Genomic DNA, 13,893 nt, shown 5'->3' with positions numbered 1-13,893 from the left:
GACGTAGCGAAAAACTAAGGATTTTTCGCCTTTGTGGTGGAGGGTGTCGGTCAGGATCGTACGCGTGCCACAGCGCTCCATCAGCTTGCAGGCGCTGCTCGCCTCGGTCTTCGGCTTCCTGGCGCTCGCCTTGACGTTCTGCGTCAGCCTCGCGGCGGAGCGGATCGCGGCCCCGCAACTCCGCGAGCAGATCGGGCACGAGCTGTCGGGCTATGTCGAGCACCTGCGCGGCCGCCTGGACGCCGTGATGCACGACAACCTGCTCCTCGTGCGCACCCTCGCCACGATGGGCCAGAGCGTGTCGGCGACGCCGGCGACGTGGCGCAAGTGGATCGACACGGTCCAGGCCGACCACAAGGAATACGCCTGGCTCGGCATCGCCGATACCAACGGCGTGGTCATGGCGAGCTCGGGCGGTCTGCTCGAAGGCAAGAGCGTGCGCGAGCGGCCCTGGTTTCGCGAGGCGCTGCTGAAGCCCTACGCCGGCGATGTCCACGAAGCCCTTCTCCTGGCCCAGAAGCTTCCGCCGCTGCCCGACGGCGAACCCCTGCGCTTCGTCGACGTCTCGACGCCCGTCCACGACGGGCAGGGGCGGCTGGTGGGCGTCCTCGGCGGTCACATGAGCTGGACCTGGGCGCGTCGGATCGAGCGCTCGATCCTGGCACCGTTCGAGGAGCGGCAGAGCGGTATCGAAAGCCTGATCCTGCGCGACGACGGCGAGGTCCTGCTCGGGCCGTCCGATATCATGGGCAAGCGCCTCGCCCCCGACGTCATCAAAGCCATCGCGGACGCCTCCACGTCCCGCAAGGGCAGCTCCGCCGTCGTATCCTTCGGCGACGACCAATCCTTCCTCGTCTCGGCCAGCCGGTCCGTCGGCGCGGCCGATTATGCGGGCATGGACTGGACCGTGGTCATCCGGCAGCCGACCCGCACCGCCCTCGCGCCGGTGACGGACCTGCGTCGTGCGATCCTCTTCTGGGGCCTCGCCCTCGCGCTCCTGTTCGGGGTGCTGGGGCTCCTCGTCGCCCGGATGACGACGCGTCCGCTCCTGGCGCTCGTCGCCTTCGCCCAGCGCCACCGCCTCGGCGACCGCAGCACGGCGGTGCCGTCCGGTGGCTATCGGGAAGCCAACGTGCTGAGCGCCTCGCTCGAACGCCTGATCTCCGACCTGACCGCGCGCGATGCCGCCCTCGAAGCCAACAACCGGGCGCTCGAGAATCGCGTCGAGACGCGCACCCTGGCACTGCGCGAGGCCTCCGCCTTCACTCAGAAGATCATGGAGAACAGCCCCGACGTGATCCTGGTGGCCGGCCCCGACGGCCAAGTCGAGTTCGCCAGCCGCAGCGCCCACTGGCTCCACAACATGCCCGAGGCGGATGCCCTGGTCGGTCGCCGCCTGTTCTCGCTCTTCCCCAGGACGAGCGTGGAGGACCTGCAGGCGGCCATGCTGCAGGCCTGCGAGACCCCCGTCGTCGAGACCGAGATCTTCTGCCCCTCGAAGACCGGCTCCGGCCAATGGCTCAGCGTGCTCGTGAGCTTCATGCACGACGGCCACAACCACGTCGAACGGGTCCTGTGCATCATCCGCGACCGGACGATCGAACACGCGCAGGCGGAGACGGAGCGTGCGGCGACGGCGGAGGCGCAGCGGCTGACGACCGAAGCCAATGCGGCGAGCGAAGCGAAGTCCGCCTTCCTGGCCTCCATGAGCCACGAGATCCGCACGCCGCTGAACGCGGTGATCGGCTTTACCGGCATCATCCTCGCCCGCACCGACCTGCCGCCCGACCTCGCGCGCCAGGTCCTGACGATCCAGACCTCCGGCAACGCCCTGCTCACGGTCGTGAACGACGTGCTCGACTTCTCCAAAATCGAATCGGGGGCCATCGAGCTCGAGCCGCGCCCGTTCTCGATCCGGGGCCTCGCCGACAATGCCCTCGCGATCGTCGCCAGCCTCGCCGACGACAAGGGGCTCGTCCTCACCCTCGAGATCGACCCGCGGCTCTCGCCCTGCCACGTCGGCGACGAGGACCGCCTGCGGCAGGTCCTGCTCAACCTCGTCAACAATGCCGTGAAGTTCACCCGCGACGGGTCGGTGACCCTGCGCGTCGCCTTTCTCGACCGGACCGAGACCTGCGAGCGCGTCGTGGTCTCGGTGACCGATACCGGGATCGGCATCCCGCCGGAGAAGATCGACCGCCTGTTCAAGCGCTTCAGCCAGGTCGACGGGTCGATCCGGCGGGAGTTCGGCGGCACCGGGCTCGGCCTCGCCATCTCGCAGCGCCTCGTCGGCCTGATGGGCGGCGAGATCACCGTATCGAGCGAGGCCTGGAAGGGCTCGACCTTCTCGTTCTCGCTGTCCCTCGACCTCGCCGACGCGGCGAGCCTGGCGGCGCCCGAGCCGGTCCTGCTCGCGCCGGCGCGACCGCGCCGGCTCCTCCTGGCAGAGGATCTCCCGGCCAACCAGGAGATCGTGCGCATCATCCTGGAGGCGTCGGGCCACAGCGTCGACGTCGTCGAGGACGGGGCCTCCGCCGTGCAGGCCGTCGCCGGCGGCGACTACGACGCCGTCCTCATGGACGTGCAGATGCCGGTCATGGACGGGCTGACTGCGACCGCCGAAATCCGCAAGCTGCCGGGGGAGGCCGCCCGCATCCCGATTATCGCGCTGACCGCGAACGTGCTCTCAGATCAGGTCAAGGCGCTGCGCGCAGCCGGGATGGACGACCACGTCGGCAAGCCCTTCCGCCGTGCCGACCTCCTCCAGGCGATCGAGCGGTGCTGCCGATCCGACATCGACGACGCTCCGGTCGAGGCGCCGGGCCCGCCTGCCGCCTCCGGTGACGCCCCCGACGCTCTGGTCCTCGACGAGCTGATCGGCCTCGCCGGCCTCGCGCAGGTGCTGGCGTGGCTCGACGATGTCCGGGGACGGATCGCCTACATCTATCCCGCCGCCGGGACGATCGAGGTCGCCGACCACTTCATGGCCGACAACCACACCCTGATCTCGCAGGCCGGCATGCTCGGTTTCACCGCGCTGTCCGAGGCCTGCCAGGCGGTCGAGGCCGCGCATCGGTCCGGCGGCGACATCGGCGAGGCGATCGACCGCTGCCGCGTCGAGGCACAGCGCGCCATCGCCGCCTGCGGTCGAATCGCGCACACCCATGCGGTCGCCGAGGCCGCGGTGCCGGTCCGGATCGCCGGCTGATCCCAGCGCCCTTCCGTAATCCACGGGCATCATCGCTCAGCGCGTGGCGCCGACCGCCACGCGGTCCCCGCCGCCCGCCCGAGCGTCGCGCAGGGCGGCCATGGCCCGCCCCAAGGCCTCGTCGGGGACCGCCTCGTCGGCGCGGATCTGCGCCACCCCGATCCTGACGGCGACCGTCACGACCCGACCGTCGACCGGCATGGAGCGCCCGTCGAGAACGCGCAGGATGCGATGGCCGGCGAGTTCCGCCGCCTCGAGATCGGTCTCGGGCAGGACCAGCGAGAAGACGCCGGTTTCGTGCATCCCGACGATGTCGCTGGGTCTCAGGGTCTCGGACAACTCGCCGTAGAGAGTCCGAAGGACCGCGCCATCGGTGGCTTCGCCCGAGGTCCCCGTGGCGATCGCCAGGACGGAGACGGGCCTGCGATAGCGTCGCGCCCGCCGGATCTCCGCGACTGCGCGCCTGGCGAAGCTCTGTGCCGATAGCGCGCCGCCGGCCGGGTCCGTGGCGCCGAGGGCGGTGAACGCCTCGTCATGGGCGCCCAGCCGGCGCCACGTCGGCCTCGCCACGGCGAGACCCTGGGTCAGGAGGGCGACGAGGACGACGGCACCGAGGCCGAGCGCGGTCCATTCGAGGGAGTCGGCCCTGGCTGCGACGCTGCGCTGGTACGCCTTGACGACGGGGTCGAGGCCGGACGGGAAAGTCTCGCCGGCGAACCGCGCGATCGCCGACAGCCGGTCGGCCTTGTTCGGATCCTGCCGGGCGCCGTCCTCGGCGGAACGGACCTGGGTCAGGAACTCCTGGACCTGCCCGACCAGGGGACGTTCCCCCGCGGCATAGAGGGCCTGGAACGCCTCGGCCGACGCCGGCGACACGCCGAGCGCCCGGTCGGCCTGGCGCAGTTGCTCGTGCGTGCGCGCAAAGCGCGTCACGAGTTGTCCGCCCTGGAATTCCGAAGCGGTATCCCCCGTCGCCGCTCGGGCCGCGAGGTAGGCGATCCGCTGGGCCTGGGCCTGCTGCTCGCGCACGAGGTCGAGGAGGACGACCGCGTCGCGGCGGGTGGCGAGCGCCGTCGCGGTGGCCACATGCATCGCGGCCAGGGCGACGACCGCCAAGGCGACGGTGCCGAGATAGACGAGCAGGGTCTGGCGTTGCCGCAACGGCCGTTGCGCGAGGTCGTTCGCCATCGGGTCGTCACATCCGTTTGCTGACAGGCCGGTCCCGTCCGGCGGGGCTGGTCCGGGAAGGAAGAACGGGACCGCCGGCCAGGGTCGAACGTTCGGTCGGCTCCGCTCTTCGAGCGGAAGGCCGCATGCGCACAGCCTGCTTAGCAGGGGCGTGAACCCCTGTCAGGCAGCATGCTGGTTGCAGCCGGTGAGGTGCTCGCGCGAAAAGTCGTCCTTGGACCCCGGGCGGCCGAACAGGTAGCCCTGGAGGTCGGTGCAGCCGTACTGCGTGACCGTGGCCCGCTGCTCCTCGGTCTCGACCCCCTCGGCGGTGACGGTCATGCCGAGGCCGCGGCCGAGGGCGACGATGGCCTGGACGATGGAGGCCGTGGCCGGGTTGGCGAGGTCCTGCACGAAGGACTGATCGATCTTGAGCTTGTCGAACGGAAATTTCCGCAGGTACGACAGGCTGGAATAGCCCGTCCCGAAATCGTCGAGGGAGATGCGGACGCCCAACCGCCGCAGCAGGTGGAGCGCGTCCACCACCTGCGGCAGGCTCTGCATCAGGACGGTCTCGGTGATCTCGAGTTCGAGCCGTTCGGGGGCGAGGCCGGTCTCCGCCAGGGCGTGCATCACGATCTCCACGAACCGGGCCTGCCGGAACTGGATGGCGGAGATGTTGACCGCGATCCGCATGTGCGCGGGCCACCCGGCAGCCTCGAGGCAGGCGGTGCGCATCACCCATTCGCCGAGTTGCACGATCAGCCCGGTCTCCTCGGCCAGGGCGATGAAGGCTGCGGGCGAGACGAGGCCGACGCGCGGGTGGCGCCAGCGCACCAGGGCCTCCGCTCCCGACGGACGCAAGTTCTGCGCATCGACGAGCGGCTGGTAGTAGACTTCGAATTCGCCGCGGGAGAGGGCGCCGCGCAGGTCGATCTCCAGGTTGCGCTTGGCCTCCGCGGCGGCATCCATGTCGGTCTCGTAGAACCGCCGCGTGTTGCGGCCGTCGGCCTTGGCGCGGGCCAGGGCGAGGTCGGCCCGCTTGAGCACGGTCCGGCTGTCGCGCCCGTCGGTCGGCACCACCACGATGCCGATGCTGAGCCCGATCTCGACGAGCTTGCCCTCGACCCATGTCGGCCCCGTCACCGCGTCGATGAGGCGCTGGGCCAGGGCGGCGGCACTGGCGGGCTGGCTGGCCGCCCCGATCTGGAGGATGGCGAACTCGTCACCGCCGAGGCGCGCCACCACGTCCTCCTGGCGGAGCGCGCCGCGCAGGCGCGCGGCCACCTCGACGAGCACGGCGTCGCCCGCCCTGTGGCCGAGGGTCTCGTTGATGACCACGAGGCGGTCGAGGTCGAGGTAGAGCAGCGCGAAGGGGATGCCGTCGCGCTCCAGGCGCTCGAGCCGTTCGGCGAGGCAGGCATGGAACCGGCTCCGATTGGTCAAACCCGTCAGCGCATCGTGCTGGGCCATGTGCGCGATCTGCCGCTCCCGCTCCTTCACCTGCGAGATGTCGCGCAGGAAGGCCGAGATCCGCATGCGGTCGTTCTCGCCCGACTGGGAGATCGCCATCTCCACGGGAAAGGTCGATCCGTTCCTGTGCAGGGCCGTCAGTTCGAGGCGGGACCGGCCGACGACGGCGCTCGCCCCGGTGGCGAGGTAGCGCGCCATGCCGACCGCGTGCCGGGCCCGTAGCGGCTCGGGGATGATGATCTCGGCCATCGGGCGGCCGCGCACCTCGGCGGCGGTCCAGCCGAAGACCGCTTCGGCGGCCGCGTTCCACTCGACGATGGCGCCCTCGGAATCGACTCCCACGAAGGCGTCCTGGGCGATCTCCAGGATCTGCCGGTAGGGGGGATGGGCCTCACCCGCCACCTCCTCCCGCAGGTCCGGCCATTCGGAGACGAGGGCCGCGAGGTCGGCCAAGTGCCGCTCCTCGCTCTGCGAGACCCGGCGGTGGGCGTCGTCGAACAGGCACAGGCTGCCGATTGCGCCCCTGTCCGCCATGGCGACCGGTGCGCGGGCCAGAAGGCGGAGGCCGGGGCTCGACGGAAGGCCGGGCGGCAATGCCTTCGTGCACCACCCACGAATCCGGGCGCAGGCCTCGCGTTCCGATTCGGTCTCGGGGTGGTCCGCGCCCATGCGGATTTCGAGGAGGGCCAGGGCCGGGTCGTCGAAGATCAATCGCACGACGGGGACCCGGAACGTCTCGGCCGCGAGTCCGCACAGGGTCCGAAGACGGTCGATCGCCGGTTGCATCCCGGTCTCCGGATGACGCGGTTCCGACAGACGCCGTGAGGTTCGAGCCATCCCCATCCTGCCTGAACCGCCGCTCCTCGACGAGGTCGCCTATCGGCCCGAGAGTGCGGGCGGTTCGTTAAATTAACTTCAACGTCGTCGCGCGCCGAAGTCGATAAAGATTTCCGTCGTCCGATAAGAAGTTCACTATATACATGATAAATATCAAGCACATTGAAGATACCGTTGGATCATATGACGGTATCCTTGCGATAAAGCGTTGTCTTGACGACGGTTTTGCGATTCCTTGCCGCGTCGAAAGATCAGGTGAGATCCGGATCGATTGTTGTGGGCAACCCGTCGCGACACTGTCGTCCACGGCCGGCCTCAGGCCCCGCGAAAGCCGACGCGGCTCATCACGCCCCAGCCCTGGGCGCCGCGCAGGTACTGCCACATGCCGCGCAGGCGCCAGAAATTGGAGATCTGGCGGTATCCGAAGTTCTCGATGACCGCGATGCCGGTGAGTAGGACGAGGTCCATGACGCGGGGGACGCGCTGCAACTCGATCTCCTCGAGGATGAGCGAGGCGACGCTCACGAAGATTCCGAACACGAAGGTCAGGGCCAGGAACGCCAGGAGGTACTCCACCGACAGCAGGCCGAGCATCCACAGCATCGGCACCAGCAGGTAGCCGAGCACCTCGATGGGCGGCCCCAGGACGTCCACGACGAGGACGTGACCGAAGCCCAAGAGGCCGATGCGGCCGTAGCGGGGGCGGAACAGCATGTCGCGGTGGCGGAAGAAGGTCTCCAGCGCGCCGCGCTGCCAGCGGCTGCGCTGACGGCCCAGCACCGTCCAGGATTCCGGCGCCTCGGTCCAGCACACGGGTTCGGGCACGAACACGATCTGGTAGTCCTGGGCGCGCTCGCGCAGGTGGCGGTGGATCTTGACGACGAGTTCCATGTCCTCGCCCACGGTTCGGTGGCTGTAGCCGCCGACCTCGATCACGGTCTGGCGCTTGAACAGCCCGAACGCGCCGGAGATGATGGTCAGGGTCCGCAGGCGGCTCCAGGCCAGACGCGCCATCAGGAAGGCGCGCAGGTATTCCATCGTCTGGAACAGGGCCAGGAGGTTGCGCGGCAGGCCGAAGGACAGCACCCGTCCCCGCTCGATCCGGCAGCCGTTGGCGATGCGGATGGTCCCGCCCACCGCCACCGTCCGCACCGGATCGTCGATGAAGGGCTGGACCGCCCGGAGCAGGGCGTCGCTCTCGAGGATGGAATCCGCATCCACGGCGCAGAAGATCGGGAACCGCGACAGGTTGATGCCGGCGTTCAGCGCGTCCGACTTGCCGCCGTTGCCCTTGTCGACGACCAGCAGCCGGGGATAGTCCGGCGAGCCGTAGAGCCCGCGCACGCGCTCGTGGGGCACGACCTCCGTGTAGTGACGCAGGATCGGCTTCAACCCGAACCCGTCGATCATCGTCTGGAGGGTCGAATCCTTGGAGCCGTCGTTGACGGCGATGACCTCGAAGTCGGGATAGTTGAGCGCCAGCATCGAGCGCAGCGAGTCGACGATGGACAGTTCCTCGTTGTAGGCGGGCACCAGCAGCGAGATCGGCGGGCTGATCTCGGCGTAGCGCCGCCAGAGCAGGCTCGCGCGCTTCTCCGGGCGCTGCGTCGCCAGTTCCCGCATCGCCAGGACGAGCTGCAGCACGTAGAGCCCGTTCTGCATGAGGCCCGTGCCGATCACGATGAGCAGGACGATCTCGAGGGTCGAGGTGACGATCGTCCCCATCGAGAGGTCGAAGCCGGTCAGGTCCATCACGCGCTCTCCCGATCCATCACGCGCGTCGCTTGCGTTCGGCAAGGACGTGCTCGGCGGTCTGGCCGAGCGTCGTCTGGCCGGCCAGCGCCACCATTTCCTGCAGGGCGCCGATCCCGAAGTCGCCGAGCCGGGCCAGGGCCTCGCCGGCGCGGTGGCGCACCCACCAGTTGTCGTCGAGCAGGAGGTCGCAGAGCTGCGGCCCGAGTTCGAGCAGCCCCACGCGCCCCACCGCCTCGGCCGCCTTGCAGCGGACCTCCCAGCGCTCGTCGGACAGGTAGCGCGCGATGGTGCCGTAGCCGTCCGGGTGCCCGAGGCTGCCGAGGTTGCGCGCCACCGCCACCCGCATGTCGGTGGAGGGCGCGTGTTCCAGGGACAGGATCAGTTCGAGGATGCCCTCGATCCCGGTCTGCGTCAGCGCGTCGAGGCCCGCGGTGCGGATGCGGTCGCTCTGCCGAGGGTCGACGACGAGGTCGAGCAGGGCTTCCGGCCGCGTCTGCGCAAACTGGGCCAGCACCAGTTCGATGCGGCGGGAGCTGTTGGCCTGGGCGAGCCGGGCGATCAGGGCCGTATCGAAGATGAGGTCGCTGCCGTGGGCCGAGAGGGTCGTCGCGGCGGTGAAGCTGACGTCGTCGTGCCGGTCGAGGACGGCCTTGCCCAGGGCCTGCGAGGTCGCCGCCGACGGGAACCAGGCGAGGCCTTCGGCGGCGGCGAGGCGGTTGCGCACCGGCCCCGTCGCGAGCTCGCGGCGCAGGCGGTCCCCGATCCCGGCCGCTTCGGCCAGGGCCGCCAGCCGTTGCTGGCCTTCCCCGCGCACGATCTCGAAGACCTCGACGAGGAGGTCCGTCGCGAGCTTCTGGTCCCGCGACAGGGCCTCGGTGATCGCGGCGGCCTGGCTGGCGTAGCCGGTCTCGGTCCATTCCAGCATCAGGCCGAGGAGGGTCTCGCGCCGCTGCGCCTCGTCGCGCAGGCGCCCGACGCTCTTCAGGCGCAGCCCGACGAGGACCGTCATCGTCGCCAGCGAGAGGGCCGCGAGACCCAGCGAGATCTCCCAGATGAGGGTCAGGAACACGTGCGAGGCCCGAAATGTCCGTCCGCCCGACCCTGGCACGGAACCGTTGCGCCTTCGTGAGGACGTCGCGTCGTGCGCGCGGGGGGAGGGGGGCCCGGACGCGCCATCAGAAGCGCGTCGTGAGGCCGACGCTCACGCTGGTGCGATCGAAGGATTTGACCCGGTCCTCGTGCGAGGCCGACAGTTTCACGCTGACGGTGTCGTCGATGTCGTAGATGCCGCCGCCGTAGAGTGCCCGGGTGGGGATCACCCGGCCGTCGGAGGTGTCGGGCGCATCCGCCCAGCCCACGAACAGCGTCAGGCGGTCGGTGGGCATGCCGTCCACCCGCACCGAATAGCCGCCAAACTTGTCGAGGCGGTCGCGCACGAAGGCGAACCCGTCGGGTGCGCGCGTCGTCACCCGCGAATTCGCCAGCGTGCCGATGACCCTGCCCGAGATCCAGAGGCGTCCGTCGAGGAAATACTGCTGCAGCCCGGGGCTCGCCGTCTCGACCTCGGTGGCGTCGTATTTGGCGTAGCCGGCGTCCAGGGTCAGCAGGGTCGCTCCGAGATGCGCGTTGCCCTTCCAGACGCGCAAGGATCCGCCGGCCTCGGTGAAGACGATCGGCCGGTAGACCGCGTCCGGCGATCCGCCGAGGCGGATGTAGCTCGTCGAAGCATCCGACCAGCGATGGTCGAGGCGGGCGTCGATGAGCGTGTTGACGATTCTGAAGCGGTTCGTGACCTCGACGCCGCCCGAGATCGTGGTGCGCTCGTTCAGGGCGTAGCCGAGGCGGGCGCTGCCCTCCTGCCAACCGTCGCCGTCGCGGGTGAGGCTGCTCACCGACCCGTCGAGGTCGAGCCGCCAGCGCGGGCGGATCGCCTGCGCGAGCCGGGCCTCGATCTCGGCCGAGGCCGGATCGACGGCGGCGGCGTCGCGGTAGACGACGCGGGCCTCGTCGTCCTGCAACGTTCCGCGCAGGGAATCGCCCAGTCCCAGCAGGATGTCGGGGTCCTGCGGCAGGCGTGTGCGCAGCTGACGGAAGATCCCTTCCGCTTCGGCCGGCTCCCCTCGAGCGAGGATCACCCGCGCCGACAGGGCCTGTGCCTCGGTGTTCTCCGGCCGGCGGGTGAGCACGCGGGCGATGCGTGCCGCAGCATCGTCGAGGCGGCTCTCGTAGAGATCGACGCGGGCGAGGCCGAGGATCGCATCGGCGGAGTCAGGGGCGATCGCCTCCGCCGCCTCGAAGTCGCGGCGGGCGTCGGCGAAGCGGGCCTTGCCCTGGAAGGCGGCCATCGCGCCCGCCGAGACGAGGAGGTCGGCATCCCGCGGGTGGGCCCGCAGCAGGGTCCGGTAGATCGCCTCGGCGGCGGGAAACCGTCCCGCCTTGCGCAGGGCCTGGGCCTCGTCCCGGCTGCGTCTCTCGGCCTCCTGCACCTGCTTCCTGGCGCGCTCGATCCGCTGGGCCTCGCGGTCGCGGGCGGCCTTCTCGGCCGCCGCGACGAGGTCCGCGCTCGCACGGGCGATCCGGGCCTGGAGGTCGAGCGCCTCTCGGTTCCTGGGCTCGCGGGCGAGCAGGATGCCGATTTCGCGGGCGGCCTCGGCGGGACGTTTCTCGTAATAGGCGATGCGGGCGAGCCCGAGGCGGGCGTCGCCGTAGTCCGGCGTGCGGGCCAGCGCCTTGAGGAAGGCCGCGCGCGCCTCGGGAAAGCGGTTCCGGGCGATCAGCGACAGGCCGAGTTCCACCTGCGCGTCGACGTCGTCGGGATCGAGGGCGACGGCGTCGGAGAAGCGCGCGATGGCCCGGTCGAACTGTCCGGCTTTGCGCGCCGCCTGACCCTCGACGAAGGGCCTCCGGGCTTCCGTGCGGGCGGCCTCGGGCCCCGGCGTCGTCGCGGCACTCGCAGGCATCGCCGGTCGCGCCTCCGGCGGCGGCTTTCGCGCGGCCGCCAACTGGGCTTCGAGGGCCTTCACATCGGGGTCGTTCGGCGAATTCCGCCTCAGGGTGGCCAACTCCCGCTCGGCCCCGTCGAGGTCCTTGGTGGCCAGCGAGACCCGCACCAGGCCGGCCCGCGCGTCGTCGTAGGCGGGGGCTTCGGCCAGCACCGTGCGGAACGTGGCACCCGCCTCGTCGAAGCGGCCCTTGGCGAACAGCGCGAGGCCGAGCTGGAGCCGGGTGTCGGTGTCCGCCGGCCGCAGCGCGGTCGCGCGGCGCAGAGCGGTAATCGCCTCGTCGACGCGCCCCTCCTGGCGCGCGCTCGTACCCTCGCGCGACAGGCGTTCGGCGGTGACGTCGTCGGTCGATTGGGCCCGCACGGGTGCGGCGGCCGCGATCCCGGACAGGCTCGCCACGGCGAGGAGCAGGAGCGGTCGGAGCGGTCGGCGTCGGGAAGGCGAAGGCTGGCAACTCACGCGACGAACCCGCTTGGGACGCGGACCACCGCCGCGATCACGCGACGCCGACCCTGGGGGCCTTCAAGGATAGTCTGACGAGGTCACAGCTTTGTCCGATGGTGGTTAACTCGCCGTGAAGCAGCCGGCGCGCGCGTTCAGTCGATCACCCCATGCAGGGCGAGGCCGGAAAAGCTCGGCCACGCCGAGAGGCCGGTCGAGATCTGCGCGACGGCGTCATCGAGTCGCTGGCGATCGCCGAGAAAACTCACGCGCGAGGCCGGGGCCACGCTTTCACGCTCCAGGGCGTAGATTCGACCTGACGCAGGCGATCCGATCGGCGCCGTCAGGAGGAGGGCGAGGGCATCGCCTCCGGCCTGCGGCAGCAGCAGGAGATCGCCGCTGTCGGCGGGGCGGTAGGTCCGCGCGGTCTCGTCGGCCACCGGCCCGGCCTCGAGGGCGACATGCAGCGACAGCGCCGCAGAGGCGGTCCAGGCGAGCAGGGGTTCGGCGGCCGCCACGATCTCGGCCGGCGTCGTGCGGTAGGCCATCACGGTGACGCGTCTCGCCCCGCGCCCGACCGCCGGCATCACGAGGCCGGCGGCAGGGTGGAGCGGCAGCCAGAACGGCAGCACGAGGTCGAGGTCGAGGGGGTCGGCGGCCGCCGACAGGGCGTCGAGGGTGGTGGCCCAGCCGCGCAGGATGGCATCCGGGTCGGCCTGGAATCCGGGCAGGAGATAGGGCTCGATGTCGTATTGCACGCCCGCCAGGCGGCTCTCGGGGGCTGCGCGCCGCTGATAGGCGACGAGAGCGCCGAGCCGGCGAAGTGCCGCCGCTCGGCCTTCGTCCAGCGCCATGCCGGGATCTCCTTCCACCACCGCCACGGCGATGCCCGATGCCCGGGCGAGCCCGACGAACGTCGAGAACCGCGCCTCCTCGCCGATGGTGTCCTCGGCGATCGCGACGCTGACGAACAGGCGCGTGATCCGGCGCGCCAGGGCTTCGGCCACGAGGTCGTCCGGCGCCTCGCGCCAGCGGTGCGGGCGCCAGGCCCAGGCCGACAGCGGCGGCCGGACGGCCTCGCCGTTCGCGGCTTGCGAAACGAGACGCAGGTCGAGGAGGGTCGTCGTGCCGGCGGACGGCGGACAGGCCAGGACGAACCGTGGCGAGTCCCCCGCCGGCGGTGTCCGGTCGAGGCGGCCGTCCATGGGAAGAGCGGCGGCCTCTCCCTCGCTCGCCGGACCGGCCACGGACGCCGAGAAACCGGGATCGCCCGTGACGTGCCAGCGCAGGGTGAGGCGGGCCCCGTCGGGCAGTCGCGCCGGGCCGGGATCGAGAACCACGCCGGCCGGCCTGACGCCGGGGCCGCAGCGCAGGGTCACCGCCTCCTCGGTGCGGCTCACGACGGCGCGCTCCTCGACGCCGAAGGTCCGCGCGGTCATCGCCGGGATCAGGGACCGGTCGAGGGCCAGCGGGGTGGCGCGCGACGGCGCCGGCGGCTCCTCGAAACCGGCACCCGAGGCCGTGAAGCCGGCTCCCTGCCCGGTCCCGGAGAGGACGAGGCGGTCGCGTCCCGGCGGATCGGATCGCGCCACCGCGCCGACCCAGGCGACGCTGGCCGGCGGCACCGGGAGGGAAAGCGTGCGGCAGCCCTCGGCCGGGGTCGATCCGGCCGGCGCATCGGCGATCGTCAGCCGGCCGTCCCCGGTGCGGCAAAGGGTTGACCGGTACGGCGACCCGCCATCGACCGTTCGGCTCATGGCGGGACCTCCCTGCTGCAGGATCGTGAGCGCGAGGGTCACGGCGGAGAAGGAGCCTGCCATACGCCTTGCCCGAGGGCTCATCTTCGCTGTCATCCACTGTGCCGCGCGGCCTCACGCGAGGACCGCCGCCAGGGTATGCGCCCGAGGGTTGGCGCTCGCTTAAGGAACGCTGCCGCCATCGCGCCTTCGGGGCGGGCGGTGATCGCGCTTAACCCCCCGTTGACCCTGCGGGCTTAGCCTCGCCCGCGGG

At 70.9% G+C, this 13,893-nt stretch carries 7 protein-coding genes; 1 reads left to right on the top strand and 6 read right to left on the bottom strand.

Features of this window, described 5'->3' with window-relative positions:
* Positions 1 to 64 precede the first annotated feature (64 nt).
* Complete coding sequence (locus ASF39_RS01925) at positions 65 to 3,208, top strand: ATP-binding protein (RefSeq protein WP_162240567.1); 3,144 nt, start codon at positions 65 to 67, stop codon at positions 3,206 to 3,208.
* Between the two features lie 36 nt (positions 3,209 to 3,244).
* Here the strand turns inward: ASF39_RS01925 and ASF39_RS01920 are convergent, their stop codons facing one another.
* The 6 genes from ASF39_RS01920 to ASF39_RS01895 all read right to left on the bottom strand — a co-directional run bounded on the left by ASF39_RS01920 (position 3,245) and on the right by ASF39_RS01895 (position 13,640).
* Positions 3,245 to 4,396 (bottom strand): diguanylate cyclase, encoded by a 1,152-nt coding sequence (locus tag ASF39_RS01920; RefSeq protein WP_055879616.1) that lies wholly within the window; start codon positions 4,394 to 4,396, stop codon positions 3,245 to 3,247.
* Between the two features lie 162 nt (positions 4,397 to 4,558).
* Positions 4,559 to 6,634 (bottom strand): EAL domain-containing protein, encoded by a 2,076-nt coding sequence (locus ASF39_RS01915; protein WP_056280714.1) that lies wholly within the window; start codon positions 6,632 to 6,634, stop codon positions 4,559 to 4,561.
* Positions 6,635 to 7,000: 366 nt separating this feature from the next.
* The gene (locus tag ASF39_RS01910) at positions 7,001 to 8,437 is read right to left on the bottom strand and encodes a glycosyltransferase (RefSeq protein WP_244472231.1); all 1,437 of its coding nucleotides are present in this window, start codon (positions 8,435 to 8,437) and stop codon (positions 7,001 to 7,003) included.
* A gap of 19 nt (positions 8,438 to 8,456) precedes the next feature.
* On the bottom strand, positions 8,457 to 9,509 hold the full coding sequence (locus ASF39_RS01905) for a HEAT repeat domain-containing protein (protein ID WP_055879604.1): 1,053 nt from the start codon (positions 9,507 to 9,509) through the stop codon (positions 8,457 to 8,459).
* Positions 9,510 to 9,615: 106 nt separating this feature from the next.
* Positions 9,616 to 11,841 carry a tetratricopeptide repeat protein gene (locus tag ASF39_RS01900; RefSeq protein WP_056280713.1) on the bottom strand — a complete coding sequence of 742 codons (2,226 nt, stop codon included), beginning with the start codon at positions 11,839 to 11,841 and terminating at the stop codon, positions 9,616 to 9,618.
* 197 nt (positions 11,842 to 12,038) lie between these two features.
* Positions 12,039 to 13,640 carry a hypothetical protein gene (locus ASF39_RS01895; RefSeq protein ID WP_156648271.1) on the bottom strand — a complete coding sequence of 534 codons (1,602 nt, stop codon included), beginning with the start codon at positions 13,638 to 13,640 and terminating at the stop codon, positions 12,039 to 12,041.
* Between the last annotated feature and the right edge of the window lie 253 nt (positions 13,641 to 13,893).

This window comes from Methylobacterium sp. Leaf108 (assembly GCF_001423265.1).
In the GTDB taxonomy this organism is placed as follows: domain Bacteria; phylum Pseudomonadota; class Alphaproteobacteria; order Rhizobiales; family Beijerinckiaceae; genus Methylobacterium.
This window is presented reverse-complemented; position numbering and strand designations above follow the sequence as displayed.